The 26,743-nt window shown below is 47.3% G+C and carries 20 protein-coding genes and 1 tRNA gene; 14 read left to right on the top strand and 7 right to left on the bottom strand.

From position 1 onward, the window contains the following. On the bottom strand, window positions 1–1,296 hold a 1,296-nt coding region (locus HMPREF0650_RS12065; protein WP_004351140.1), incomplete at its 3' end, for an IPT/TIG domain-containing protein. A 560-nt stretch (window positions 1,297–1,856) separates the two neighbouring features. On the opposite strand from HMPREF0650_RS12065, the gene HMPREF0650_RS12060 reads away from it, so the two are divergent. Further along, window positions 1,857–2,459, top strand: a complete 603-nt coding sequence (locus HMPREF0650_RS12060) for a nitroreductase family protein (RefSeq protein WP_004351138.1) — start codon at window positions 1,857–1,859, stop codon at window positions 2,457–2,459. 238 nt (window positions 2,460–2,697) lie between these two features. Here HMPREF0650_RS12060 and HMPREF0650_RS12505 read toward each other — a convergent pair whose 3' ends face one another. Further along, window positions 2,698–3,420 (bottom strand): porin family protein, encoded by a 723-nt coding sequence (locus tag HMPREF0650_RS12505; RefSeq protein WP_050774880.1) that lies wholly within the window; start codon window positions 3,418–3,420, stop codon window positions 2,698–2,700. 101 nt (window positions 3,421–3,521) lie between these two features. After that, window positions 3,522–5,186, bottom strand: coding sequence for a S41 family peptidase (locus HMPREF0650_RS12050; protein WP_040563382.1), 1,665 nt, complete (start codon window positions 5,184–5,186; stop codon window positions 3,522–3,524). A 175-nt stretch (window positions 5,187–5,361) separates the two neighbouring features. On the opposite strand from HMPREF0650_RS12050, the gene HMPREF0650_RS12045 reads away from it, so the two are divergent. Further along, window positions 5,362–5,435, top strand: a tRNA-Asn gene (locus tag HMPREF0650_RS12045). A gap of 145 nt (window positions 5,436–5,580) precedes the next feature. Here the strand turns inward: HMPREF0650_RS12045 and HMPREF0650_RS12040 are convergent. Beyond that, window positions 5,581–5,997 carry a DUF2442 domain-containing protein gene (locus tag HMPREF0650_RS12040; RefSeq protein WP_004351134.1) on the bottom strand — a complete coding sequence of 139 codons (417 nt, stop codon included), beginning with the start codon at window positions 5,995–5,997 and terminating at the stop codon, window positions 5,581–5,583. A gap of 12 nt (window positions 5,998–6,009) precedes the next feature. Continuing rightward, entirely contained in the window at window positions 6,010–6,240 is a 231-nt protein-coding gene (locus HMPREF0650_RS12035) for a DUF4160 domain-containing protein (RefSeq protein ID WP_004351133.1), read from the bottom strand. A 167-nt stretch (window positions 6,241–6,407) separates the two neighbouring features. Here HMPREF0650_RS12035 and HMPREF0650_RS12030 point away from each other — a divergent pair, with 167 nt between their 5' ends. Next, window positions 6,408–6,614, top strand: a complete 207-nt coding sequence (locus HMPREF0650_RS12030; protein ID WP_004351131.1) for a hypothetical protein — start codon at window positions 6,408–6,410, stop codon at window positions 6,612–6,614. 205 nt (window positions 6,615–6,819) lie between these two features. Here HMPREF0650_RS12030 and HMPREF0650_RS12025 read toward each other — a convergent pair whose 3' ends face one another. Beyond that, window positions 6,820–8,307: an NAD-dependent epimerase/dehydratase family protein gene (locus HMPREF0650_RS12025; protein ID WP_211205590.1), complete on the bottom strand. Its 1,488-nt coding sequence runs from the start codon at window positions 8,305–8,307 to the stop codon at window positions 6,820–6,822. An 830-nt stretch (window positions 8,308–9,137) separates the two neighbouring features. Between HMPREF0650_RS12025 and rimP the strand changes: the two genes are divergently transcribed. The 7 genes from rimP (at window position 9,138) to HMPREF0650_RS11990 (ending at window position 19,082) form a co-directional block, all read left to right on the top strand. After that, window positions 9,138–9,605 carry a ribosome assembly cofactor RimP gene (gene rimP / locus HMPREF0650_RS12020; RefSeq protein ID WP_004351129.1) on the top strand — a complete coding sequence of 156 codons (468 nt, stop codon included), beginning with the start codon at window positions 9,138–9,140 and terminating at the stop codon, window positions 9,603–9,605. A 50-nt stretch (window positions 9,606–9,655) separates the two neighbouring features. Continuing rightward, window positions 9,656–10,921: a transcription termination factor NusA gene (gene nusA / locus HMPREF0650_RS12015; RefSeq protein ID WP_004351128.1), complete on the top strand. Its 1,266-nt coding sequence runs from the start codon at window positions 9,656–9,658 to the stop codon at window positions 10,919–10,921. 116 nt (window positions 10,922–11,037) lie between these two features. After that, on the top strand, window positions 11,038–13,950 hold the full coding sequence (infB, locus tag HMPREF0650_RS12010) for a translation initiation factor IF-2 (protein WP_004351127.1): 2,913 nt from the start codon (window positions 11,038–11,040) through the stop codon (window positions 13,948–13,950). A gap of 198 nt (window positions 13,951–14,148) precedes the next feature. Continuing rightward, a complete protein-coding gene (sufB, locus tag HMPREF0650_RS12005; RefSeq protein ID WP_040563390.1) occupies window positions 14,149–15,600 on the top strand; it encodes a Fe-S cluster assembly protein SufB in 1,452 nt (483 codons plus the stop codon). Between the two features lie 25 nt (window positions 15,601–15,625). Continuing rightward, window positions 15,626–16,375, top strand: coding sequence for a Fe-S cluster assembly ATPase SufC (gene sufC / locus HMPREF0650_RS12000; protein WP_004351125.1), 750 nt, complete (start codon window positions 15,626–15,628; stop codon window positions 16,373–16,375). Then, a complete protein-coding gene (gene sufD / locus HMPREF0650_RS11995; protein ID WP_040563388.1) occupies window positions 16,375–17,715 on the top strand; it encodes a Fe-S cluster assembly protein SufD in 1,341 nt (446 codons plus the stop codon). Before sufC ends, sufD begins: the two co-directional genes overlap by 1 nt. Window positions 17,716–17,867: 152 nt before the next feature. Further along, window positions 17,868–19,082 carry an aminotransferase class V-fold PLP-dependent enzyme gene (locus HMPREF0650_RS11990; protein WP_004351121.1) on the top strand — a complete coding sequence of 405 codons (1,215 nt, stop codon included), beginning with the start codon at window positions 17,868–17,870 and terminating at the stop codon, window positions 19,080–19,082. On the opposite strand, the gene HMPREF0650_RS11985 is transcribed toward HMPREF0650_RS11990, so the two are convergent. Further along, the gene (locus HMPREF0650_RS11985) at window positions 19,083–19,358 is read right to left on the bottom strand and encodes a hypothetical protein (protein ID WP_040563387.1); all 276 of its coding nucleotides are present in this window, start codon (window positions 19,356–19,358) and stop codon (window positions 19,083–19,085) included. It abuts the gene before it with no gap. A 132-nt stretch (window positions 19,359–19,490) separates the two neighbouring features. On the opposite strand from HMPREF0650_RS11985, the gene rnhB reads away from it, so the two are divergent. The 4 genes from rnhB to HMPREF0650_RS11965 all read left to right on the top strand — a co-directional run bounded on the left by rnhB (window position 19,491) and on the right by HMPREF0650_RS11965 (window position 26,730). Further along, window positions 19,491–20,102 carry a ribonuclease HII gene (gene rnhB / locus HMPREF0650_RS11980; RefSeq protein WP_004351119.1) on the top strand — a complete coding sequence of 204 codons (612 nt, stop codon included), beginning with the start codon at window positions 19,491–19,493 and terminating at the stop codon, window positions 20,100–20,102. A 209-nt stretch (window positions 20,103–20,311) separates the two neighbouring features. Then, window positions 20,312–21,256, top strand: a complete 945-nt coding sequence (locus HMPREF0650_RS11975; protein ID WP_004351118.1) for a helix-turn-helix transcriptional regulator — start codon at window positions 20,312–20,314, stop codon at window positions 21,254–21,256. A 529-nt stretch (window positions 21,257–21,785) separates the two neighbouring features. Next, entirely contained in the window at window positions 21,786–23,075 is a 1,290-nt protein-coding gene (locus tag HMPREF0650_RS11970) for a Fic family protein (protein ID WP_004351117.1), read from the top strand. A 430-nt stretch (window positions 23,076–23,505) separates the two neighbouring features. After that, the gene (locus tag HMPREF0650_RS11965) at window positions 23,506–26,730 is read left to right on the top strand and encodes a SusC/RagA family TonB-linked outer membrane protein (RefSeq protein WP_211205589.1); all 3,225 of its coding nucleotides are present in this window, start codon (window positions 23,506–23,508) and stop codon (window positions 26,728–26,730) included. Window positions 26,731–26,743 lie beyond the last annotated feature (13 nt).

Raw genomic sequence — 26,743 nt, 5'->3', positions numbered from 1 at the left:
TACATAGCCCGAGTACTGGTGGTCAGCCGTATAATTGCTTCGGCCCACCGCAATGCTGGCAACGCCGTCAGGCGTGAGTTTCCAGATACAGTGATTGCCACTATCAGTAAAATAGAAGTCATATAACTCGCCGTCTGGACGAGGATTATTTACATACTCTCGGTTCTTAACAAATACACCCGCCCAGGTTGTGTGGAATCGAGCGGTTGAACCAATACCTTCCTGTGCTCCCCTTTGGGTCAGTGAGCCTGCTATGATGGTCAGGCCCTCGAACATGTGGGTTGTTGGGTTATAGTTAGAACGTAAAATAGCTCCACGCTTTTTACTGAACATATACATGTATTTACCCGATGGATGGAGGATCATCACCGTTTGTTCCCCACCTGTTGCAACCAGCTGATCTAGCTTGAAGCATAATACGCGGTCATTATCTACATGTGGTATTCCACCAGAGTTATCACCCATGCGATAGACGGCTGCATTTTTCCAACAGCAATAAAATTTGTAACCATCAGGCATGCATACCATGGCGTAGCTGCAAGGGGCATAGTTGTATGGACGTATCTTGCGGAAATTTTCAGACCGAAGCGCATAATAGATATTGGCCAGCTGTGAACTGGTAGCTTGTCCGTTGTCATCTGGGAAGAACAGCGTGTCACCGTCCACAGAGAAAGTAAAGGAGTGCATGCTTTTATATTGCGACCTTGGGAACAGTCGAGTGACGGTTCGCTGGGTAAGGTTCAGTACCCGCAGCCCATCGTAATAGTTACTTGAGAACAATAGTTTATCCCCACCGTTTTGTGGTTTGGGGTCGAATACCAACCAGTCGTTTGATGGAACCGATGCCTCTCCGTCAAAACTGCCGTCCGAGAAACCCGACTCGTTGTTCTCATCCACTTTACGAAGCAAGGTGCCTACGACCGTTCTTGTGTTGTAGGTAAATTTCTGGTCAAACGTGTAGGTCTGCGCCGTATCGCCCTTCTCGCCTTCCATCATTACTACAACTTCTCCGCTGTAGGCCCGACTTGGCACCATACAATAGATAGTGTTGCCGTCGGTTCCAATGACCTTGGCGCGTTTGCCACCGATGTTTACATGAATTTTGGATTCATCTGTACCAAAGTTGCTGCCTTTGATGTACATGCGTGTGCGCACGGCACCTTCTGTGGGCGTGAATTCCGTAAAGGTAGCCGGTCGGTTGGGGTCATAAGGCTGACCACTATCCGTGCTGTCGTCTTTACAGCCTACCATACACAGACATCCTAATAATAAGGATAGGTAAAAGGTTTTTTTCATAGACTCGTATATTTGATATTTAGGTTATCGTTTCAATTCGTATTATTTTTTTTCTGGAGCATGACGAATCATCGACCAGTCAAAAATGGTACGCAGAAATGTTTTTCAGTATGTTTGGTTTTAGGTTGTTACTTGTACTGGGCAAATTTAAATTTTTTATTTAAAATAACCAAATATTAAAACAAAAAAAATCGTGTCTGTGAGGCGTTGCCGTTATGTCTCTTTTATGTCTCTCATTGCAGAAATCTCAACAGCGGGCGTCCCAAATCAGAGTATGCCTACAGGATATGAAGATAGAGAATGCCCAATAGTAGCTCTGTAATGTTTATGACAGATGGAGGGAGTTTCATTTTGTTCTGCCCCATTCAAACATCATTTCCCGGTAGGTTATATTCGCATGTAGGTTATATTAAATAAGGTGTCACCCCATTTTTTCTACATTTTCTTCGCCGAACGAGTGGGGGTGTGCGGAATTTTTGATATATTTGTAACATGGATTTCTGATGAAATTGATAGTCAGAAGTTTATTTTTTACATCCAACTAAAGTAGAATACGAATTATGAGCAGAAGTTTTTTAGATGCCGTTGCGCATCGCCGTAGTTATTATGCATTGAAAAATGAATCGCCCATCACAGATGATGCCCTCCGTGAATTGGTGGCGCAGGCCGTGAAGCATGTGCCGTCGGCGTTCAACAGTCAATCGACACGCATCGTCGTGTTGCTGGGTGAACACCATCACAAGTTGTGGGAGCTGACCAAGGATGTGCTGCGTGCCATCGTTCCTGCCGACGCTTTCGCCAAGACGGAGGCGAAGATCAACGAGTCTTTTCAGAGTGGTTATGGCACCATTTTGTATTACGAAGCGCAAGCTCCCGTGCGACAGTTGCAGGAAAAATTCCCCACTTACGCAGACAATTTCCCCGTTTGGTCAGAACATACCAACGCCATGCACCAGTTTACCATCTGGACAGCCCTTGAAGATGCTGGTTTCGGCGCATCCTTACAGCACTACAATCCGATTATTGATGAGGTGGTTGCCAAGGAATTTAAGATAGATGCCGACTGGAAACTCCGTGCGCAGATGCCCTTTGGCGTACCTGCGGGCGAGCCGGGAGAGAAGACTTTTGAGCCGTTGGAAGAGCGATTGTTGTTCTTGAAGTAAAGCTAGGTTTCATCGCTTTGTGGCGGATGTATCAAAACCTTGCGTGAGTATTTTGATGCACTGTTACGTTGTGTCTGGAACGTAACAAACTACGTTCCTATATAACTGAACAACAGGCTGCTGCAAACTCAATGCCTTTGGTGCACAAACCCATTGACTTTGGCCTTCAAAGTCAATGGGTTTGTCCTTCAAAGTCTATGCGTTTGATGTCGCAATGCTACACCGTGTTCTGTCGTTCTCAAAACCGATAGCCCACCGTAGCTTGAAACACAAAATGATGGGGGGTGGCGGTTCCTAAGAGTAAGGCTTGAACCACTTGCAACACAACGTCTTCCTTCACGATGGGTTGGTTAGTTACGGGGGTGAGTCCAAAGCTTGTTTCGACCCCAATGATGATTCGATTGATGTCCAGCTCCACACCAGATTGAAGTCCTACGTCCATGCGTTTGAACTTTGGTAGTTCCACCAATTTCTTTTCTTCATTATAGCTGTTGCCCAGCATCTTGCTTCCTTGCTCAAACAGATTCTCCTTGAAGGTGTGTTTGTAGTCGCTATTCGCCATGCTGACTTTGGCCTTGCTGTTAAGACCGCATGCGATGTAAGGCCCTGTGTAGAGATTCAGGTAAAGGTCATCGGTCAGGTGAATGTGGGCGACAATGTTCAACGGCAACTCAACGTAGTGCATGTTGACATGATAGTGCGCCTCACTGATTTGCTCGTTGCCGAAATATCCGTTAAACTTGAAACCTTTATTGGCCAGATAAAGGGATGGCTGGAAGTAGAAAGTGCGGCCCAAGGGTACTGCCATACCCCCGCCCAGCCGATAGGACAGCTGTGGAGATTCTCCACTGTTGGCGATGAATGCACTGGACCCCAATGCTCCCTTGACGTTCCATGTTACTTTTGCCGTGGCGAAAAGAGGCCACACGACGAGTGCAAGACTCCATAATTTTTTGCGCATAACCATGATGTTTGTTTATAGACAGAACATCAGGTTCGCAGGAATCTTGCATGCGAAGAGATAAAATAAAACAGAAAACGTGAGCTGTTATCGTGTGTGGCTCATTTCTTGGGCATGAGAAGTTTGTTGTATTCTTCAGGCATCTGGAGCAGTTTGATGGCCTCTTTCGTCTGTTTGTCGTATCTCAAACCAAGCTGAACCGCCCCGGCTTGGAAATAATAAGCCGTAACAATGTCTGTGGCAATCATTTGTTTCAGTTCATCCTTGTTCAGCTCCAAGTCTTTTGCCACGTCGTGTGTCAGCTTTTTCTTCAAAGCCTCAAACTCAGGCTTGGCATCCTCATAATACTTTTCAAATTTAGCCATCTTCTCCAATTCGGCCAAAATCTTCTCCGTTCCGGGGTCGTAGGTGAACTTGTTTTTCAAAACCAGCCGCTTAAACTCGTTGTATTCGGTGTCCGTGAGCGTAAATTCGCTGGCGGGAGCGATGGTCTTGTGCTTGCTGATGTAGTCAACCACATAGTTGAACATCGTCTCCGTGCTGTCTCCGCGTTGCAGATAAGCCGAGATGTTGGCGATGGTGTCGGGCTTGATTTCCACATCCGGCATGATGCCTCCGCCGTCCCTTACCTCGCGTCCGTTCTTGGTGTGGAACACGCTGGTCAGCGAGTCGGGCAGCTGTGTGGCACTGTTGCGCCCTGCCGTGTGTTTGTAATTGATGGCCTGGATGCAGCGTCCGCTGGGAATGTAATAATGAGCTGTGGTCACTTTCATGTTGGCGTTGTAGGGCAGCTTTGTGGTCATCTGCACCAATCCCTTGCCGAAAGTGCGGGTTCCCATGATGACCGCGCGGTCTAAGTCTTGCAGCGACCCAGCCGTAATCTCGCTGGCGCTGGCCGTCATGCCGTTGACCAGAATCACGATGGGCATGGAGGCATCGACTGGTTCCATGCGCGTTTTGAACGTTATGTTGGCACGTTTCAGCTTTCCTTTGTTCGTTACCACCGTGATGTCCTTTGGAACGAAGATGTTCACGAGGTCTACCGCTTCCTGTTCGGAGCCACCTACATTGTTTCTCAGGTCCAAGATGAGACCTTTGGCTCCTTGCTTTTTCAGGTCGATGAAAGCCTGTCGCACCTCTTTCGCACAGCCTTCGTAATACTGAAGCAGATTGATGTAGCCCACGTTTCCGGCCACCATGCCGTAGTAGGGAATGGCGGGCATCTGAATGGCACGGCGCTTCACCTTGAATTTCATCACCTTGCCCGTTGACGGTCGCTTAATCTTTAAGACGAAGGTCGAGCCTGGTTCTCCCCTCAGATGCTCACTCACATACTTCGTGTCTTTGCCTACCATCGTCGAATCGTCTATCTGTAGGATGATGTCCCCTTTCTTCAACCCCACTTCCGACGACGGCATGTTGGCATAAGGCTCGTCAATCACGGCGTTCTTCAGCTGTTGGTTGTAGCGGATGAGCGCACCGATGCCGCCGTATTTTCCAGACAGGGCCTGCCGCAATTCTTGCGTTTCGCTCTCTGGGTAATATTCTGTGTAGGGGTCCAGACTGCGCAGCATGCTCTTGATGCCTGTGCCAATCACGTCATTGGCATCAAGGGTGTCTACGTACATCAGGTCCAGATTTTTATAAACGGCGTTGAACAGTTCCATGTTTTTGGCCGCCTCAAAAAGGTGGTTTTTGTCCTTTTGGGCGAATAGACTGTTAGGCATTAGTCCCAACAGCAAGAGATATAACAGTAGTTTTTTCATTGTCACAACATCAATTTGTTGAGCAAAGGTAACATTTAAGACCATAATATAGGTGGGTGCGTTCGCTTTTTTATTGTATTTTAGCTTTCCGGTCTATTTTTTTTGCAAAATGTTTGGAGGTTTCAAAAAAACGTTCTACCTTTGCATCCGCAATCAAGAATATTGATTTGTCATTGCTTCAATAGCTCAGTTGGTTAGAGCACCTGACTGTTAATCAGGGGGTCGTTGGTTCAAGCCCATCTTGAAGCGCAGAGAGCGGAAGTCCTATTGAACGGGGTTTCCGCTCTTTTTCGTAAGAAAAAAGGCTGTCAATGAAGAAAACAAGAACATATTGGAGTATGTATTTGGCAAAGATGTTTTATTTAATGTGTATCTTCTTTGTTTATTATTCAATTTACACGGCTGCCAATTCTCTTCCTAAAGCACGTAGAGCATTTTTGATTTGACAAACTCTTTCCGCACTCGGATTCTTTATACCATAGATGTATTTTGACAATAAACTTTTGTTAATGCCAAGATTTCTCGCTACTTCCGAAACATTTAATTGTGGGAAACGCTTAAACAACATGGCAATCTCATTATCATATTTCGGTTCGTCTTTTGTATAAAAACTTGAAATATGTATATCTTCGTCCAACTCAGTCCATCGTAGAGCCTCTCCATGTAATTCTATTGTATAATCCATTCGTTGCCTTTCTGTTGCATCTTTGAGCAATGGAAAAGCCTCCAAAGGGCGGCTGTACACCTTATCCTCGCTTGACAGCATATATATACGCCCTTTCTCAAACCATATATTCTTTATTGTTTCCATAATGATACTCATTTAATGATACTCGTTCCAGACATTGATGATATCCTCTTTGTACATCCCTGCAAGTTCCAAAGCTCGTTTCAAATCTTTGGCTTTTAATCCATGGTTATATACTAACTTAACTTCATCTTCTATCTGTATCTTTGCATCATCGTCACCTTTTACAACATGAACATGGATTGGTCTATGTTCGTCAGAGTAAAAGAAAAAACGAAGTCCAAATATTTCAAATATTGTAGGCATATTATTATTTTAAATCACACTACGAATATAGGGATAATATTTTATCCCTGCAAATATTTTGAAAACTATTTTACCCTCTCATCCACCCTTTATTTCTTTGTTCTATTGGTTCGTAAATCACTGCTTTTATGTAAATTTGCAAGAGTACTATTACAAACAGGTAAGATATGACGACACTGGGATTTGTCTTATTGATAATTACTTGGATAATTGTTGGCTTGGCAACAAAAGGCAGAAAGCATACGCCGCAAAATCAGTGGCAGCGGGAAGATAAGAGAAAACGCTTGGAAGAGGAGTATGCACAAAACCTTAAGGTGTGGCAGGAGTGTAAGGAAGATATGAAGAGAAGGTTAAAAGACTTTTTCGGTCGTTAATCGTATGCTTCAAGGATACTCAACGAATCTGCCTCAAATTGCAATCAACATCAGATTCTCAAGACTAATTTTGAAAAGCAGGCTAAATGTTCTTATGCTCAAACCGCAAATTAAAATTAGAGTCTCGCCACGGTTATATATTAGGTAGTAAGTCCAACAAAAAAATAGTTATTCCTTCATAAAGTTTTTCCACCTTCTTCCTTTTTCACCCTTGCACCCCTTTGATAATAGTTTCGTCATACACGTTGTGCTCGTCAGGGCTGTGCAGAGGGTTCCATACCTGGGCAAAGAACGGGTTGCGTTTGGCCTCCTCGTCGTAATTCCACGGCATGGGGAAGCACTCGGGGCACCAGTGACCACCTAATAGTACCAGTCGGGGAGAGGCTTTGAAACGATGCCCAAAGGCGCATTGCCATTCCAACTGTGTGGACAGGTCGCCGCGCACCATCTGCTTGGACAGGCATTTGCCGCCCCTGAAGGCTGCCGCTTGCCGCATATCTTCTATATCCAGTTCGTCTTTTGGTTTCGACTCGTCATATCCATGGTCCAACATCACGGGCTGAGGCGATGGGTGATACAGTTTAAACTCGTTCCAACCCGGAATAGCTCTCCATGCGTCCATGCTTCCATAGAAAGCCGTGATGCGGGGTTCGATGTTGTGCTTCGTCCAATATAACGGTCCCAAGGGCTTCTTGGCGGTGGGCTTCAACACCAGATGTTTGATGAGGCAGGAAGGGAGAAAGCCTCCTAATTTCATCTTCAATGGTGCTTTTTCAGCCATTTCTTGAATGAATTGGTCTATCTTTCCACTTCTGAAATGCAGGTACGATTCAAGGATATCAGAATCGGTGTACCACTGTCCGTGGAAGTTGCGCAGCACAAACCAGTTGGGTTCGGTGAGGTCTTTGAGGTTTCCTAAGTTCAAAGCCGTGAAGGTGTATTGCATAAACGCCCAGTTAACGGTGCGATATTCCGCTCCTCCGCCAATGTTGTAGATGCGGCACCAGAAGTCTTCGGGCAGGTCTTGATTGCAGACATGCGACAGCAGTACGCCCGAATCTTTGGCCGTCACCCATTCCAACACGCCGTTCAGAGGTTGGTGAAACATGATGGGGTCTAATGTGTTGAGAATGGAAGGGTATAAGATGCCCGTTTGACGGAGCGACACCCAATGCTTCAACCCCGATTCGATGACCTCTCTTTCGGCCAAGGCTTTCGACAAAGCGTAGATGTCATAGACGCTAATCTTGATGGGGTCGCCCACGCGTCCCCAGTGAATGGGATCGTTGCGGTCGCCCGTTTGCGCCACCGTTCCGATGTATACCAGATGTACCCGATCGGGATTGGGCTGTGCCTTGATGGCTCGGATGATGTTTTTCACCGCCCCCACGTTAACCTGCATGGTCTTTTGCGGAAAATAATCGGCTGCCGGCGACACCATTCCGCCCACATGCAGCACATAATCGGAGTCCGTCACCCCTCGCAACACGTCGTCGTAATGTGTCAAATCGCCATAAATCACTTCCACGCCCGGCAGCGAAGCGTAGGGCGAAATGGCCTTACGGTCGTTCTCGGTGGGCAACACCAGCAGGCGAATGTCAAATTCGTCACGCCGTTTCAATAGCTGTTTCAAGCCCTCTGACCCCATGTGTCCGGTGGCACCCGTGAGGAAAATCGTCTTTTTTTGCATCATTCTCATCCAGATTAGGTTGTTCAACACTCCTTGCAAAAATACAATAAATATATGGTAATGTCAACTATCTTTTGTGCAAATTCGTCGCTGTGTTTTCATTGTGCCGTGTTCGTTGCGTGTTGGTGGAATTGAAGTCATGGGGTCAATACGTTAGGAAAATATTTAACAACCAACCTCTTCATGTTTCACCTGTGGACAACCAACCTGGCTCTTGGTTGAAAATACGCTCAAAATGAGCGAAGTTTATATGTGTTTGATATTTAATTACTTGTGCCTATGTGACCTGTGTAGCCTCTGTTTTTTCGTGCATTTTTCGGCCAAAAACATGGCTTTTGTCGTGAAATAAGCATGGGTTTAGCCGTCAAAGTCATGTTTCTAACGCATCAAAGTGATACTTCTAAGGACGCAAAGTCAATGCTCTAATCGTAAAATCTGCATTTTCTTGCCCAGCCATTGCCTTGATGCTCCCCGCAGGCCTATTGATTTTTTCTAGATTGCCAGTAGACAAGTGCCGTTTTATAGGCCTTTTTTGATAAAAACAATTTACTTCCTTCGTTCATTTCCGAAGCTCATTCAACGCGCGTAGATGGTTGCGATGTGTCATCACTTTGGTGCGACGCCTGGCCGTAGCACATTATTACGATGTGAAAATTTCGTGAATAATCGCCGTTTTATTTGGATATTTCGTTGAAAAAACCTATCTTTGCACCGTTCAGTGGAATGAGGGGCTTCGCAGAAAGCTCCTCATTTTATTTTGAATACGGCCGGCATCGCTGCTTGGAAGATGCTTGGCACGAGCGGTAAGAATATATAGTACTAATTAAATATATATGATTGATAAAAGTGTCGTAAAAGGATTGGTTGAAGATTGGCTTCAGGACAAAGACTATTTCTTGGTGGATGTTGAGGTCAGTAAAGACGACAAGATTGTTGTCGAAATCGACCATGCAGACGGCGTATGGATTGAAGACTGCGTGGAATTGAGCCGGTACATTGAAGATCGGCTCGACCGTGACGATGAAGATTATGAGTTGGAGGTTGGCTCGGCTGGATTGGGTCAACCTTTCAAGGTGCCACAGCAGTACATCAATTTCATAGGAAAAGAGGTCGAGGTGCTGGATGGCGACGGACTGAAATACCGGGGGGTCTTGAAATCGGTAGATGGGAACGACTTTGTTGTGACCGTTGACGAGAAGGTGAAGGTTGAAGGAAAGAAACGCCCAGAGCTACAAGCCGTGGATCATACTTTCCAGATGGACAAGGTGAAGTATACCAAGTACCTCATCAACTTTAAATAATGAGGCAGAAACTGATCATTGAATGAAACTAATATATAACATATAACGCTATGGCAGCAAGAAAGAATGTAGAAGAAACCATCAGCATGATTGACACCTTTCGTGAATTTAAAGACACGAAAAACATCGACCGTGCCACATTGGTAAGCGTGTTGGAGGAAAGTTTCCGCAACGTGCTAGCCAAGATTTATGGTAGCGATGAGAATTTTGACGTTATCGTAAATCCAGATAAGGGCGACTTCGAAATATACCGTAACCGCATCGTTGTGCCGGATGGCGAGGTGGCGGACGAAAATAAGGAAATATCGCTGAAAGAGGCTCGCGAGATTGAAGACGACTATGAAGAGGGCGAAGAGGTTTCTGAACAGATCGACTTTGCCAAGTTTGGCCGCCGTGCCATTTTGAATCTTCGACAGACATTGAAATCAAAAGTGCTGGAGCTGGAACACGACTCGTTGTACAATAAGTATAAAGACCGTGTGGGACAGGTTATCTCCGGCGAGGTTTACCAGATATGGAAGCGCGAGGTGCTGTTGGTAGACGATGAGAACAACGAGCTGATACTGCCTAAGTCAGAGCAGATTCCGGCCGACCAATACCGCAAGGGCGAGACCATTCGCGCCGTCATCCTGCGGGTGGACAACGAGAACAACAACCCCAAGATTATCCTCTCGCGTACCAGTCCGGTATTCCTGGAACGACTGTTGGAGGCCGAGGTGCCCGAGATTAACGACGGACTCATCTCCATCAAGAAAATAGCCCGCATGCCGGGCGAGCGCGCGAAGGTGGCTGTAGAGAGCTACGACGACCGTATTGACCCGGTAGGTGCCTGTGTTGGCGTGAAAGGCAGTCGTGTGCACGGCATCGTTCGCGAGCTGTGCAACGAGAATATTGACGTTATCAACTACACGTCAAACATCAAACTGTTCATTCAGCGCGCGTTGAGTCCCGCTCGCATCAGCAGCATCAACCTGGATGAGGAAAATCGCAAGGCCGAAGTTTACCTGCAACCCGAAGAGGTGAGCTTGGCCATTGGTCGGGGAGGACTGAATATCAAGTTGGCTTCCATGCTGACAGAATTTACCATCGACGTGTACCGGGAAGTTTCAGATGCCGACGCTGACGAAGACATCTACTTGGAAGAGTTTAATGACGAAATCGATCAATGGATTATCGACGCCATCAAAGGCATCGGTCTTGATACAGCTAAACAGGTGTTGAACGCACCTCGTGAAATGTTAATTGAGAAAGCCGACTTGGAGGAAGAAACCGTCGATCACCTGATTCGGGTATTAAAATCAGAATTTGAACAGTAACACCCCGTGACGCATGCAGCCCTCTGCGAACGAGGACGCTGTGGAAAAACGTCTGCATATGGGCAGAACAGTTGGGAGTGTGAACATCAATAAGAACAAGAGTTAAATAATTATCAATGAGCATCAGATTAAACAAAGCATTACGTGAATTAAACATAGGACTTCAAACGGCAGTTGAATTCCTTGAAAAGAAAAGTGAGCTGGGAGAGGTAAAGGGCGAGCCAAGCTTTAAGTTGAGCGACGCACAATACCAAGCCCTGGTAGAGGCTTTCAAGCAAGACGCAGAGGTGCGCAATCAGGCGGAAAAGATCTTTCAGAAGAAGCCCAAAGAAAAGAAACGCACTTCGGAGGCAAAGGAAGAGCGTGTTGAAGAAGTAGTCGAGACAGCTTCATCGCAGCAGCGATACAAACCGCTCGGCAAGATTGACTTGAGCGTATTCGACAAGAAGCCTGCCGCTAAGAACGCTGATGCTCAAGACGATCAAAAGGCATCGGAATCACAAGAAAAACCGACAAAGAAGGCTGCTGCCGTCAGCCCAAAGCCTAAAAAAGAAAAAGTAGAGAAGCCCGCAGAAACACCAAAGGCAGCACCAACTGTGGTGGAAGAAAGCAAGAAGGACGACCAAAAAGCGGAAGTCAAGACCGAGGCACCAACTGTAAAGAAGGCGCAAGTGGACCAGAAACAAAAGGTTGACGAGCGTATTGAACCACAGGAAAGTGAAAAGCCACAGGAAAGTGAAAAGCCACAGCAAAACGCCGAACCACAGGAAAGTGACAAGGAGCAGGAAGGCACCGAACTTTTCCAAACCAAGGGTGAGCTGCGCTTGCAAAATGCGCCGAAGGTGAATGTGCTGGGTAAAATAGACCTTAGCACCATCAACCAGAGTACTCGACCCAAGAAGAAAACCAAGGAAGAACGTCGCAAAGAACGTGAAGAAAAACGAGGCGATGGACGCAAAAAGCGCGCACGCATTAACCAACAGCGGGTTGATATCAATGCTGCTTCTCGACAAATTGGAAACAATGGCGGTGGCAATGCTAACAAGTCTGCGTATGCTGACGGCCGAAATGCTAATAAGAAAAATCGAAAGGGCAGAGGACGTAACCAGAAACCCTTGGAGGTGAACGAGGAAGAGGTGGCACGCCAGGTAAAAGAAACGCTGGCCAGACTCACCAGTAAGGGCACCCAGAACAGGAAGGGTGCTAAATACCGTAAGGAAAAACGTGATGCCATGCAAGAACGCATGAGTGCGGAAGCAAGAGCAGAACGTAAGGAAAGTAAGGTATTGAAGCTCACCGAATTCGTGACAGTCAGCGAATTGGCTACCATGATGGATGTGGATGTCAACAAACTGATTGGAACCTTGATGAGCATAGGTGTGATGGCATCTATCAATCAACGATTGGATGCCGAGACCATCAACTTGGTTGCCGATGAGTTTGGCTTCAAGACCGAATATGTGAGCGCAGAGGTTCAAGAGGCTGTCGCTGAAGAAATCGACGACGAGAACGACCTGTTGCCTCGCGCACCCATCGTTACCGTGATGGGACACGTAGACCATGGTAAGACATCTCTGTTGGACCACATCCGAAACACCAATGTGATTGAAGGAGAGGCCGGTGGCATTACCCAGCACATCGGTGCTTATAACGTACAGCTGGAGAATGGACGATTCATCACATTCCTGGATACTCCTGGTCATGAGGCCTTCACTGCCATGCGTGCTCGCGGTACACAGGTGACGGATATCGCCATCATCATCATCGCTGCCGACGACAGTGTGATGCCTACTACCAAGGAGGCCATCGCGCATGCGCAGGCTGCCAACGTGCCCATGGTGTTTGCCATCAACAAGATTGACAAGCCAGGAGCCAACCCAGATAAGATTCGTGAAGACTTGGCTCAGATGAACTTGCTGGTTGAAGAGTGGGGTGGAAAATACCAATGTCAGGAAATCAGTGCTAAAAAAGGTATAGGTGTTAACGAATTGTTGGAGAAAGTTCTCCTCGAGGCCGACATGCTTGACTTGAAAGCCAATCCCAATCGTCGTGCGACAGGTAGTGTCATCGAGTCGAGTTTGGACAAGGGACGTGGATATGTTTCTACGGTTCTGGTCAGCAATGGTACGCTGCGTGTGGGTGATGACATCATCGCCGGGACGAGCTGGGGACGCATCAAGGCCATGTTCAACGTGCGCAACCAGCGTATTGAGTCAGCCAAACCTGCCGAACCTGCCATCATTCTCGGACTGAATGGTGCGCCCACGGCCGGTGATCAGTTCCATGTGCTGGAAACAGAGCAAGAGGTTCGAGATATCGCCAACAAGCGTATGCAGTTGCAGCGTGAGCAAGGCTTGCGTACACAGAAGCGCCTCACGCTGAGTGACATCTCGCATCGTATCGCTCTTGGGTCATTCAAGGAACTGAACATTATAGTGAAAGGTGACACCGATGGTAGTATCGAGGCATTGAGTGACTCGTTTATTAAGATGTCTACCGAGAAGATTAACGTCAATGTTATCTTCAAGTCGGTAGGTCAGATTAGTGAAAGCGACGTTACCTTGGCAGATGCTTCCGACGCTATTATTGTGGGCTTCCAGGTTCGCCCGTCTGCTTCTGCTCGTAAACTGGCCGAACAGAACGGTGTTGAAATCAACACCTACTCCGTCATCTACGACGCCATTGATGACGTGAAGTCGGCTATGGAAGGCATGCTTGACAAGGTAACCAAGGAGGTAGTCACTGGCGAGGTTGAGGTGAAGCAAGTTTACAAGATTTCAAAGGTGGGAACCGTAGCTGGTGCCATGGTGACCGATGGAAAGGTACACCGCTCAGACAAAGCTCGAGTTGTTCGCGACGGAATCGTCGTTCACACTGCTGCCATCAATGCGTTGAAGCGGTATAAGGACGATGTCAAGGAAGTGGCAACCGGTTTCGAGTGTGGTATCAGTCTGGTTAATTTCAATGATATCCAGGAAGGTGACATCATAGAAACCTTTACAGAAATAGAAGTAAAGCAAACGTTGTAAGTTTGAGCGTGTGAGTTTTGAGTTGATAAGTTTGTGAGTTGATAGGTTTTTGAGTTCGTAAATACTTCAATTTATGAACCCTTGAGCACCAACAACTCGTCAACTCGTTAACTTGTAAACTCGTCAACTAACAAACTAATCATATCATCTATTGCAGGGGCGTCCATGAAACATCAGGGAGTTCCTGCATTTACATTTATGGAAGAAGTAAATAACACGAACAACGAATACGTCAGAAAGCTGACCGAACAGAAGTACGAGTTTGGCTTTACCACTGACGTTCATACCGAGATTATAGAGAAGGGGCTTAATGAGGATGTCATTCGGCTCATTTCCGACAAGAAAGGAGAGCCGGAATGGATGCTCGAATTTCGCCTGAAAGCGTATCGACATTGGCTGACAATGACACAACCCTCATGGGGACATGTGACGTTGCCCGACATTAATTACCAAGAAATCTCCTATTATGCCGACCCAATGGCGAAGAAACCGGCCAACAAAGAGCTTGATCCGGAACTGGAGAAAACATTCGACAAGCTGGGCATTCCATTGGAAGAACGGTTGGCACTTAGTGGAACGGCCGTTGATGCCATCATGGACTCTGTGTCTGTGAAGACCACCTTCAAGGAAAAGCTGAAGGAGAAAGGCGTCATCTTCTGTTCCATGGGTGAGGCTATCAAGGAGCATTCTGCCTTGGTGCGTCAGTACTTAGGCACGGTAGTTCCTTATCATGACAATTTCTTCGCAGCCCTGAATAGTGCCGTTTTCAGTGATGGCTCGTTCGTTTTCATCCCCAAAGGCGTGCGCTGTCCCATGGAGTTAAGTTCGTATTTCCGCATCAACGCGCGTAATACCGGACAGTTTGAACGAACGTTGATAGTGGCTGAAGACGATGCGTATGTGAGTTATCTCGAAGGATGTACCGCTCCGATGCGCGATGAGAATCAACTTCATGCCGCAATCGTGGAAATCATCGTGATGAACAATGCCGAGGTAAAATACTCAACCGTACAGAATTGGTACCCCGGAGATGAACATGGTAAGGGCGGAGTGCTCAACTTAGTCACCAAAAGGGGCGATTGTCGGGGAGTCAACTCCAAGCTCTCGTGGACGCAAGTTGAAACAGGTAGCGCCATTACATGGAAATATCCATCTTGTATCTTGCGTGGAGACGGCTCGCAGGCCGAGTTCTATTCGGTGGCGGTGACCAATCATCATCAAGAAGCCGACACGGGTACGAAGATGATTCACATGGGAAAGAACACCACGAGTACCATCATTTCAAAGGGAATCAGTGCCGGACACAGCCAGAACTCCTATCGAGGATTGGTTCGTGCAACCGCCAATGCTGACAATGCGCGCAACTACAGCTCGTGCGACAGCCTGCTGTTGGGAAGCGAATGTGGTGCCCATACGTTCCCCTACATGGACATTCATAACGACAGTGCCATCGTTGAGCATGAGGCTACGACGAGCAAAATCAGTGAAGACCAGCTGTTTTATTGCAATCAACGAGGCATTCCTACTGAAGATGCCGTTGGCCTGATTGTCAATGGATATGCCAAGGAAGTATTAAACAAGTTGCCGATGGAGTTCGCTGTCGAGGCGCAAAAGTTGCTTTCCGTCTCGCTGGAGGGAACCGTTGGATAAACCGATTTATAACAAAAGAATCATTATGTTAGAGGTAAAGAATTTACATGCCACCATCAACGGCAAAGAAATATTGAAAGGAATCAATCTTGTCATCAAGACAGGAGAAGTACATGCCATCATGGGACCTAACGGTTCGGGCAAGAGTACCTTGAGCGCAGTGCTTGTGGGCAATCCGATGTACGAGGTTACGCAGGGCGAAGTGACATTCAATGGCAAAGACCTGTTGGCCATGCCGCCAGAAGATCGCGCACACGAGGGATTGTTTCTCTCTTTCCAATATCCCGTGGAAATCCCCGGTGTGTCCATGACTAATTTCATGCGGGCAGCCATCAACGAGAAGCGAAAGTATCAAGGACAGGAGCCGATGAGTGCCGGCGACTTCATCAAGTTGATGAAGGAAAAGCGAAAGGTGGTTGAGTTAGACAGTAAACTGTCCAACCGCAGTGTGAACGAGGGATTCAGTGGCGGAGAGAAGAAGCGTAACGAAATCTTCCAAATGGCGATGCTCGAGCCCACGCTCTCCATTCTCGATGAGACGGATTCGGGCTTGGATGTAGATGCGCTGCGCATAGTTGCCGAAGGTGTCAACAAGCTGAAGAGGCCCGATACCAGCACCATTGTCATCACACATTACGACCGTTTGCTCGATTTAATCAAGCCCGACATCGTTCATGTGCTATTCAATGGACGCATTGTGAAGACCGGAGGGCCTGAATTGGCCAGGGAAATCGAAGACAAAGGGTACGACTGGATTAAGGCGGAGGCAGAATGATGAACAGTGAGAAACAATATGTCGACCTGTATGCGGATGCCCGCGCCATGATCTTTCAGCATGGTTCGCCCGTGATGAACGACGTTCGTGACGCTGCTTTCGAAGATTTTAAGCGCCAAGGCTTCCCCTCACGCAAGGTCGAACGCTATCGCTATACGGATATGGCGGCGCTGTTTGAACCCAATTATGGATTGAACCTCAACCGGCTGGATATCCCCGTAAAACCCTATGAGGCTTTCAAGTGCAGCGTACCCAACTTGAGTACTTCGCTTTACTTCATCGTCAACGACGCTTTCCACGCCAAGGCGCTGCCCAAAGCGACACTGCCCGAAGGCGTCATCGTCGACTCTTTGCAGAAGGTGGCCAACACGCATCCGCAATTGGTGAGCAAGTATTATGCCCAACTGGCCGAGACAAAGGACGATGCCATCACGGCACTGAACACCATGTTGGCGCAAGATGGCCTCTTCATCTATGTGCCCAAGCGGGTTAAGATTGACCGTGCTGTCCAGGTGGTGAACCTCCTTCGCTCGGATGTTGACCTGATGGTGAACCGACGAGTGCTCATTGTGCTGGATGAAGGAGCCGAGGCCAAGTTCCTTTTCTGCGACCACACCATGGACGATAAGCATTTTCTGGCCACGCAAGTAATCGAGGCTTATGTGGGCGAGAATGCCTCGCTCGACCTTTATTGCATGGAGGAAACGCACGAACACAATACCCGTGTGAGCAACGTGTATGTGGAACAGCAGGCCAACAGCCACTTCAATCACAACGTGCTAACCTTGCACAATGGCATTACGCGCAACCAACTCAATTTGGTGTTCCGTGGCGAAGGGGCGTCTTGTTGCTGTAACGGATGTGTCATTGCTGACAAGAAGCAGCATGTGGACAACAACACGTTCATCCGTCATGCCGTGCCTCACTGCGAAAGTCATGAACTGTACAAGTATGTTCTCGATGGGCAGGCCACGGGAGCCTTCGCCGGTAGGGTGCTTGTAGAGAAGGGAGCGCAGAAGACCAACTCGGAGATGCGCAACCAAAACCTCTGCACCACGAAGCAGGCACGCATGTACACGCAGCCTGAGTTGGAGATTTATGCCGATGATGTGAAATGTGGTCATGGTTCTACCGTGGGTCAACTCAACGACCAGGCCATGTTCTACATGCGCCAGCGCGGCATCAGTGAGCAGGAAGCCAAGCTGTTGTTGGAGTTTGCTTTCATCAATGAGGTGGTCGACAGCATGCAGCTCGAACCGTTGAAAGACCGTCTGCACTACTTGGTTGAGAAGCGCTTCAGAGGCGAACTCGACAAGTGTGCGGGATGTAGAAATTGTTAATTAGCCCATCATTGCCTCCCCCAAGTGCTTTCAAAAGCAAACTTGGGCGGAGGTTTTTTCGTGAACGTTCAAACCAATCATTCGTGACTGGCCCAACCGACAGTGGGTTCCAATCGACCTTGCGGCCAGTCCCATCCATACAATTTCATTCTATGTACGATATTTCTTCCATCCGTCAGGATTTTCCCATCCTCTCCCGAAAGGTCTATGACAAGCCTTTAATTTACCTGGATAATGCGGCCACCACGCAGAAACCCTTGTGCGTGTTGGATGCCATGCGTGACGAATACCTCAACGTCAACGCCAACGTCCACCGCGGCGTGCATTGGATGTCGCAGCAGGCCACCGATCTTCACGAGGCTGCCCGCGAGACGGTGCGCCGCTTCATCAATGCCCGCTCGGCCGCTGAGGTGGTTTTCACCCGGGGCACCACCGAGGGTTTGAACCTCATCGCCGCCACCTATTGTCAGGCGTTCATGCACGAAGGCGATGAAGTAATCGTGTCTGCCATGGAGCATCATTCCAACATTGTGCCGTGGCAGCTGCAAGCTCAGCAAAGGGGCATCGTGCTCAAAGTGATTCCGATGACCGATACGGGGGAGCTGATGCTCGACGAATACGAAAAGTTGTTTACCAACAAGACCAAACTGGTGAGCCTCACGCAGGTGAGCAACGTGCTGGGTACCGTCAATCCTGTAAAGCAGATGACGGCCACGGCGCATGCCCATGGCGTGCCGGTGGTGATAGACGGTGCGCAGAGTGCGCCCCACTTCAAGGTGGACATGCAAGACATTGATTGCGATTTCTTTGTTTTCAGCGGCCACAAAGCATATGGCCCCACGGGCATTGGTGTGCTGTATGGTAAGGAAGAATGGCTCGACCGTTTGCCACCCTATCAGGGAGGAGGCGAGATGATCAGCCATGTGTCGTTCGACAAGGTTTCTTTCGAGCGGCCACCATTGAAGTTCGAGGCGGGTACACCCGACTACATTGCCACGCATGGGTTGGCCGTTGCACTCGATTACCTGTCATCCTTAGGCATGGACAACATAGCCAAGCATGAACACGAGCTGACCGCTTACGCACTTGAGCGCATGCAAACCATTCCCGGGATGCGCATCTTCGGAGAGGCGGCCCATCGTGATGCGGTCATCAGCTTTCAGGTTGGACACATTCACCACATGGACATGGGCACCTTGTTGGATAGGCTCGGCATCGCCATCCGCACGGGGCACCACTGCGCGCAGCCGCTGATGCAGCGGTTGGGTGTTTTGGGAACAGCGCGCGCCTCCTTCGCTTTGTACAACACACGCGAAGAGGTAGACCAACTGGTTGCGGGCATTGAGCGCGTCAGTCGGATGTTCTAATCAGAACACTTGCTTGCATTTCCACAAGGCGTTCAGCAGCCATAGGCAGCAAACCACGCGCACGGCGAACGGCGCTTCGATGGGAAACACGGTCATCACGAATGCCAGTTGGGCATTCAGCAGCAACAGCGTCTGCCTCGTGTTCACATCACGTTCCATCACTTTGGCGTAATAACGCCGCAAAAGTTCTATCGGCATCAATAATTTTCCGATGACGTGCTGATAATTGAAACGTGCCGAGGGTGTGCTTTCTGATAAAAGAATGTTCTTTTCCATTGTCGTTCGTATTTGATGGTTCATGTTCTGTTTGATACGGCAAAAGTACGACAAGAGTTGGAACTCATTTTTCCACACCAAACAAAGGTTGTTAATACTTGTTGTAGGTTAACTTTATTTCACATGTAGAGGATGCACAACACTTTGAAATCTCATTATTACCCCAATCTCATCGAGGCTGGATGCGATGAGGCGGGGCGTGGATGCTTGGCCGGAAGTGTGTTCGCTGCCGCCGTCATCCTGCCGCCCAACTATGACAATGCGGACCTGAACGATTCGAAACAGCTCTCGCGCAAAAAGCGCGACGCATTGCGCCAAGCCATTATCAACGATGCCGTGGCGTGGGCAGTGGGCGAGGTAACACCGCAGGAGATTGACGAAATTAACATCCTGCGCGCCAGTTTTCTGGCCATGCACCGCGCGTTGGACCAGCTCACCACGCGCCCGCAGGCCATCATCGTGGACGGAAACCGCTTTACGCCTTATCACGATTTGCCCTACACCACTATTATAAAAGGTGACGGCAAGTACCAGGACATCGCCGCAGCCAGCATCTTGGCCAAGACTTTTCGGGATGATTACATGGACCGCCTGGCGCAAGAATACCCGCAATACGACTGGCAATCGAACATGGGCTACCCCACACGAAAGCACCGGGAGGCCATCCGTGCGTATGGCATCACGCCCTATCACCGCCGTTCGTTTAATCTTTTGGGCAGTGCAGAGCTATCCTTAGATTTCTAATGCACTGCCTTTTGTCCAACTGATGCACGTTGCATCAGTCTTGTCTTATAAGATTGCGTGCTTTAGCTTGATATGCGTTGGCTTCTGATGCTTGAATGCTTAGCTTGCTGCTATAGGAGGAATCCAGCATGCACACATCCTCGTCAACTCACCAACTTAAAAACTTAAGAACTTAAAAAACTCAAAAACTCACCAATTCCTCTTTCCCCATGCGATTAGAAAAATTCGGAAACGAGCTCAAGCTGCTGCTGTTGCTCACCGACAATAACAATTACACCGCCCAGCAGTTGGCCGACAGGCTTCACGTCACGCGGCGCAACCTCTACTATTATCTCGACTATCTTCGCAACAGCGGGTTTCAGGTCATCAAGACCGGAGCCTATTACCGCCTGGACCCCAATAGTAAGTTTTTCAGGCGACTGCACGACAACATTGTTTTCACCAAGGAAGAGGCCGCGTACCTGCGCCGAATGCTGGAGGCCAGCAACAAGAAAGACCTTATCCTGGCGACCCTTAAAACCAAACTCGACCGCTATTACAGTTTGGAAGGGTCGTTCTCACCAGCCGCTTTGAAGCGCATCCACAACAACGTGCGCACCTTGAAAGAGGCCATGGAGACACAGAGCGTCGTGGTGCTCAGGGGCTATTCGTCGCCCCACAGCAAGACCGTTTCCGACCGCGTGGTGGAGCCCTACCTGCTGATGAACGACGATTTGGACGTGCGGTGTTACGAGATGCAGTCGGACATGTGCAAAACGTTCAAGGTGTCGCGCATCAAGAGCGTTGAGGTGATGGATGTATTTTGGATGAACCAGGCTAAGCACCGCGACCTGTTCACGGATATTTTCATGTTCAGTGGCGACGAAAAGCTGCCCGTGAAACTGCGTTTGGGGCAGTTGGCATACAATCTTTTGCTCGAGGAGTACCCGCAGTCGCATCCTTTTCTGGCTCCTGAGAAGGATGAGAAACACTGGATTTTCAAAGCCGACGTGGCCAGCTATCTGGGCATCGGCCGATTTGTGTTGGGTTTGTTCCAAGACATCGAGGTTCTGCAAGACCAGCGTTTCAAGCAATACATCGCCGACTGTGTAGAGCAGATGAGCCAGAAAGTTTCCGGCTCCCGTCCTGTTCGCCCACCAAAAATTGAACTTTGACATGCGCCGACTATCCTTTTCTGAATCCCAACCAGGGGAGGGTATCTTTCCTCACTCCATTTTACATTTGGAACATGTCAAGACCTCTCCGTCTTTCGGTTTTTGGACATCTGTTTCTCTCTGTATTTCAATCAGTTGCAATAGCATTGAGTTTCCCCTCCAATTGCATAGACTTTGACCTCCAATAGCATAGACTTTGGACGGTAAAGTCAAAGAGATTGAACCGGCAGCCTATTGCTACCCAAAAAAAATCCACTGTGTTTGTACTGTAGCATCGTAGGGGCGTGATTCATCACGCTCCGCCACGTTGTTGGTAAAATGGCGGGACGTGCGGGTGTGCGGAACGTGATAAATCACGCCTCTACGACGTTGGCCAATTGTACCCAATCAGGATAGTACTAAAAAATCTGCAAAAAAATGGTACTATTTCGAGTTCCCTACTTGTAAATGCGACAAAAAAAACATATATTTGTCGCAAATTTTGCGACGTTATTGCGCGATTTAGGTTGCACTCACAACTTAATAAAATATGTATATCTACGAAAGAGAAGATTGGACTGCGTTTAGATGGGATGCACTCAAATTTACGGCTGTCCTTGAAGAGGTGAATCGAAAGCAAGGTTTACTGTATGGCAGGCTTTACTCGCTTGGCTTTGACAGCAAACTGAAAGCCATGGCCGAAAATTTGACAAATGACGTGGTGTTTTCTTCAGAGATAGAGGGCATTCGTCTGAATGCGGACGAGGTGCGTTCGTCTGTCGCTCGAAAGCTGGGACTGGAGAATGTCAGGCAGACGGCACCTTCTCATTATGTAGATTCTGTTGTGGCGGTCATGCTCGATGCCTTGCATCATGTTGACCAACCATTGACCAAAGAAAAATTGTGTGCTTGGCAAGCAGCGTTTTTCCCAACAGGCTTTAGTGAGGGTTTTAAGATTGAAGTGGGAAGATACCGCACCCATGAAGAACACATCGTATCTGGTATCTTTGGCAGAGAGAAAGTGCATTACGTCGCTCCTGCTCCAGAGCGAGTGGAGGGAGAAATGGAGAAGTTTCTTCACTGGTTTAATGAAGATGAGCCAGTAAGTTCCACGATTCGTTCGGCCATAGCGCATCTGTGGTTTGTCAGCATTCATCCTTTTGAAGACGGCAACGGGCGGTTGGCTCGTATTTTATCGGACATGTTGTTGGCTCGTGCCGACAAGAGCGAATTTCGTTTCTATAACATATCATCTCAAATCAATAAGGATAAGAATCGGTACTATGAGATTTTGAAGAAAACACAGAACGGTGATGGAGATGTTACGGAGTGGATTTTATGGTATGCCAACACGCTGTCTAAAGCGCTTGACGAGGCTAAGGTGAATGTGAATACGATTTTGAACAAGAGTCTTTTTTGGCAAAATGCTTCATCCGTGGCGTTCAGTCAGCGCCAGAAGGATGTGCTAAATCTTTTCTTGGATGGCTATGAAGCAAAGATAACCTCTAAAATGTGGGCTTCACTTGCCAAATGTTCTAAGGACACCGCCATTCGTGACATACAGGATTTGGTGGCAAAAGGCATTCTACGTGAGGATTTTCCAGGTGCCAAGCGTCCAAGTTATTCCATTCGGTATAGCTCGGAGGATATCTCTGAATGTTTTTCGGATGTGGCTATCGAAGAGCAAGACGGATTTTATGTTCTGACAGCAACATATAAAAGAAATACGCCTGTGCGTGAAAGATTGCAGTCTTTGGATGCAGAACGCTTTGCAAAAGGTGATTTGCCGTTAGAAAATCTGCTTGACAAATATTGTTCATATATGAATATGTATCCCTGAACTGGGTGTATCTGTTGATATATGTAAGAATATTTTATGGAATAGATTCTTTTTCTTGAGCATGCCCTATGGGGCTGGTATGCCACATCCACCCGCTTTAGCTGTACCGTACTTACTCGGTAAAGGCAGTGTCAGAGATAGGTTATTTTAATCTTTATTCGCTAAAATATGTTAAAAAGCACACCAATTAACTCATTTTTGTTTACTTTTCGCACAAATCTCCTATATTTGTAAATTGTTAGCAAAAAGGGATGTGATATCTCCGAATGGTTCAAAGGGGTAGACCTTCGTTTACAGACTGAAATGTAAACAGGCGGGCGAGGAATGAAACCTGTATAAATATCTATCGCTAAGAGCTACTTTAATACTACTGAACAAACCATTAATAATAAACAATATGTTAAATTAGCGATTGAAAGGAGAAATTTCTATGGAAAAAAGACTAACATTGTTTCTCGCGTGCCTGTTCCTAAGTATAGGTATGGCAATGGCACAAATGCCAGTGAAAGGCGTGGTAACTTCTTCTGAAGATGGTCAGCCAATCATTGGTGCTTCGGTAAAGGTTGTCGGTACATCGACAGGAACCATTACAGATACCAATGGACGGTTCTCACTGAATGTTCCAAATGCAGGTAGCCGCTTAGAGTTTTCCTATATCGGTATGCTGTCAAAGACATTGACAGTGAAATCCGAGATGAATGTGGTGCTCGAACCCGAAAACAAGAGCTTGGATGAAGTTGTTGTGGTAGCATTCGGTACACAAACAAAATCTGCCTTTACTGGTTCAGCTACATTTATGAACTCCAAAGACTTGCAAAAGCATGTGACGACAAACGTTGCCAATGCTTTGGTAGGAAACGTTTCGGGTTTACAAATGCGTAGCAGTTCTGGTGCTCCAGGTGCTGGTGCTGGTGCCATGAACATTCGTGGTATTTCATCTTTGTATGCAGGTACCGACCCATTGATTATTGTCGATGGCGCGCCTTATACAGCCAGTCTTTCCAATATTCCACAAGGTGATATCGAATCTGTCAGCGTATTGAAAGATGCAGCCTCTGCTGCTTTGTATGGTGCGCGTGGTGCCTCTGGCGTCATCATCGTGACCACTAAAAAAGGTAAATCACGTGAAGCTGTTGTCAATGTGGATGTAAAATGGGGTGCCAATACTCGTGCGGTACAAGAGTATGACGTGCTTGATTCACCAGCGGCTTACTATGAGTCTTACTATACGCTGTTCAACAACTACGCCAAGAACGCGGGGAAGAAGAATGATGCAGACGCCAACCTGTGGGCTAATCAAATGATGATGAAGCAATTGGGTAACTACAATGTCTACACGCTACCAGAGGGACAGAACCTTATTGGTATGGACGGACATGTGGTGCCTGGTGCTAAATTAGGACGTGTATTCAAGGGTACAGATGGCTTGGATTACTATTTGACACCAGATGACTGGACTGACACAGCTTATAAATCGGCATTGCGACAAGATTACAATGTCAGTGTAAGCGGTTCTACCGATCGTTCTTCGTTCTACGTCAGCGCAGGTTACCTCAATGAAGACGGTATTATAGAGCATTCAAGCTACGACCGTTTCTCCTCTCGTATCAAGGCAGACTACCAAGCAAAGAAATGGCTTAAGTTGGGTGCAAATGTAGCATTCGTGCATTCAAACCAGTTGTCTAATCCAAATATGAGTGCTGATTTGGGACAGGTCAACTTGATGTACTATACTTCAATGATGGCACCAATCTATCCTATTTATGTGCGTACGCTTGATAAGCAAGGCAATCCTGTTATTGCAGTGGATAAATATGGACACCAACGCTTCGACTATGGTTCGTCTGGTAGCAACGGTGGCTTGACACGTGCATTTATGTTGGGTAACCCTATCGGAGCCAATCAGTATAATGAGTACAAACGGATAGGCAACCAGCTGAATGGTAACTTCTTTATGGACGTGAACATTACCGACTATTTGAAGTTTAACATGACCAACACCGTTATCTGGGGACAAACGCAATTGTCCGACTATGGTAGCTCATTTGTATTGCCAAAGAGTTCGGTAGGCGGTGAGTTGACCAAGTCGGTGAGCAACACTTTGCGTACCAACTTTGTTCAAACCCTTACGTTCTTCAAAGAATTCAATAAACACGATTTGAACGTGATGTTGGGTCATGAATACTACAAGGAGGAAGTGAACTTCCTTGAAGGCACAGCCAAAGGTAACTTCTCGCCAGACATTAAGGAGTTGGCAGCATTTGCAACCAAGTCGAACAACACTTCTTATAAAACACCATATAACGTAGAGGGTTACTTCGGAAACGTACAATATAACTACGACAAAAAGTATTACGGCTCTGTTTCCTACCGCTACGATGCAACATCTCACTTTGCCAAAGAACATCGCTGGGGTAGCTTCTGGTCGCTGGGCGGTGCCTGGATTATGAACAAGGAAAGCTTCCTCTCGGATGTGAAATGGTTGAATGTTCTGAAACTCAAGGCATCTGTAGGACAGCAGGGTAACGACAATATCGGTAATTATGCTTACACCAATCTTTATAGACTTTCCAAGGCAAGTGAAACTGCAATGAGTCCTAAATTCTGGAGAATTGGTAATCCAGAGATTACTTGGGAAACAACGACAAACTTTAATGTCGGTGTAGAGTTCGACCTTTGGCAAAGCCGCTTGACAGGTAACATCGACTTCTATTCAAAGAAGACAACCGATTTGCTTTTCTGGCTGTCTGTTCCCGAGTCAATGGGTTCACGCGGATATTACGGTAACGTGGGTGACATTCGAAACTCAGGTGTTGAAGTAAATCTTACAGGTGCTATTATCCGCACGAAAGATATAGATTGGACTGTTTCGCTGAACCTTGCACACAACAAGGGTAAGATATTAAAGTTGCCAGCTTCCAAGGTTTTGGATAATGGTGGATTCTTAGAAAGTCCTTATTGGTATGAGGAAGGTGGTGAAATGTTGAACTACATGACCTATGCTTATGCGGGTGTAGACGAAACGGGACAAGCCCTTTATTGGTACGACGAGGATATGAGTACGTTAGGTAAGGCTGACGCTACGATCACCAACCGTCCTGGTAAGAAGTATTCGGGTAAAACAACCGATCCTAATAAGGCAAACCGTTACGCACATGGTTCTAATGCTCCCGACCTTTTCGGTGGTTTCAGTACCAACTTCCGTTTCGGTAACTTCGACCTGTCATTGTCATTCGATTATCAATTGGGTGGAAAGGTTTACGATGCGCGTTACCAAACGCTGATGACTCCCCAGGCTTCAAAAGCTGAAGGATACAACTATCACAAGGATTATATCAAGGCATGGAGTGCTACCAATACAACAAGCAACATTCCACGTTGGCAATATAAAGATAAGTATGCTGCACAGGCATCAGATCGTTGGCTCACCAATGCAAGCTATCTCAACTTCCAATCATTTACGGTGGGATATACCTTGCCTAAGAATCTCGTGCCTTACATTTCAAACATCCGTATCTATGCTGCTGGCGAGAACCTTTATTTCTGGTCTAAGCGTAAAGGACTTGACCCTCGTTATGCATTCGATAGAAATGAAAGCGTGAACGTATATTCTCCAGTAAGGAATATTTCTGGTGGTGTACAATTGACATTCTAACAACTTAATAAGG

The sequence above is a fragment of the Hoylesella buccalis ATCC 35310 genome, assembly GCF_000177075.1.
In the GTDB taxonomy this organism is placed as follows: Bacteria; Bacteroidota; Bacteroidia; order Bacteroidales; family Bacteroidaceae; genus Prevotella; species Prevotella buccalis.
Note: the sequence above shows the minus strand (reverse complement) of the source record. Positions and strands in the feature narration are given on the sequence as shown.

Coding starts and splice junctions, on each gene's coding strand:
- nusA (WP_004351128.1), top strand. CDS start 9,656: ATGGCAGCAAGAAAGAATGTAGAAGAAACCATCAGCATGATTGACACC.
- HMPREF0650_RS12025 (WP_211205590.1), bottom strand. CDS start 8,307: ATGATGCAAAAAAAGACGATTTTCCTCACGGGTGCCACCGGACACATG.
- sufD (WP_040563388.1), top strand. CDS start 16,375: ATGAACAGTGAGAAACAATATGTCGACCTGTATGCGGATGCCCGCGCC.
- sufB (WP_040563390.1), top strand. CDS start 14,149: ATGGAAGAAGTAAATAACACGAACAACGAATACGTCAGAAAGCTGACC.
- rimP (WP_004351129.1), top strand. CDS start 9,138: ATGATTGATAAAAGTGTCGTAAAAGGATTGGTTGAAGATTGGCTTCAG.
- HMPREF0650_RS11985 (WP_040563387.1), bottom strand. CDS start 19,358: ATGGAAAAGAACATTCTTTTATCAGAAAGCACACCCTCGGCACGTTTC.
- HMPREF0650_RS11990 (WP_004351121.1), top strand. CDS start 17,868: ATGTACGATATTTCTTCCATCCGTCAGGATTTTCCCATCCTCTCCCGA.
- HMPREF0650_RS12035 (WP_004351133.1), bottom strand. CDS start 6,240: ATGCCTACAATATTTGAAATATTTGGACTTCGTTTTTTCTTTTACTCT.
- HMPREF0650_RS12060 (WP_004351138.1), top strand. CDS start 1,857: ATGAGCAGAAGTTTTTTAGATGCCGTTGCGCATCGCCGTAGTTATTAT.
- HMPREF0650_RS12040 (WP_004351134.1), bottom strand. CDS start 5,997: ATGGAAACAATAAAGAATATATGGTTTGAGAAAGGGCGTATATATATG.
- HMPREF0650_RS12050 (WP_040563382.1), bottom strand. CDS start 5,186: ATGAAAAAACTACTGTTATATCTCTTGCTGTTGGGACTAATGCCTAAC.
- sufC (WP_004351125.1), top strand. CDS start 15,626: ATGTTAGAGGTAAAGAATTTACATGCCACCATCAACGGCAAAGAAATA.
- HMPREF0650_RS11975 (WP_004351118.1), top strand. CDS start 20,312: ATGCGATTAGAAAAATTCGGAAACGAGCTCAAGCTGCTGCTGTTGCTC.
- HMPREF0650_RS12030 (WP_004351131.1), top strand. CDS start 6,408: ATGACGACACTGGGATTTGTCTTATTGATAATTACTTGGATAATTGTT.
- HMPREF0650_RS11965 (WP_211205589.1), top strand. CDS start 23,506: ATGGAAAAAAGACTAACATTGTTTCTCGCGTGCCTGTTCCTAAGTATA.
- HMPREF0650_RS11970 (WP_004351117.1), top strand. CDS start 21,786: ATGTATATCTACGAAAGAGAAGATTGGACTGCGTTTAGATGGGATGCA.
- HMPREF0650_RS12505 (WP_050774880.1), bottom strand. CDS start 3,420: ATGCGCAAAAAATTATGGAGTCTTGCACTCGTCGTGTGGCCTCTTTTC.
- infB (WP_004351127.1), top strand. CDS start 11,038: ATGAGCATCAGATTAAACAAAGCATTACGTGAATTAAACATAGGACTT.
- rnhB (WP_004351119.1), top strand. CDS start 19,491: ATGCACAACACTTTGAAATCTCATTATTACCCCAATCTCATCGAGGCT.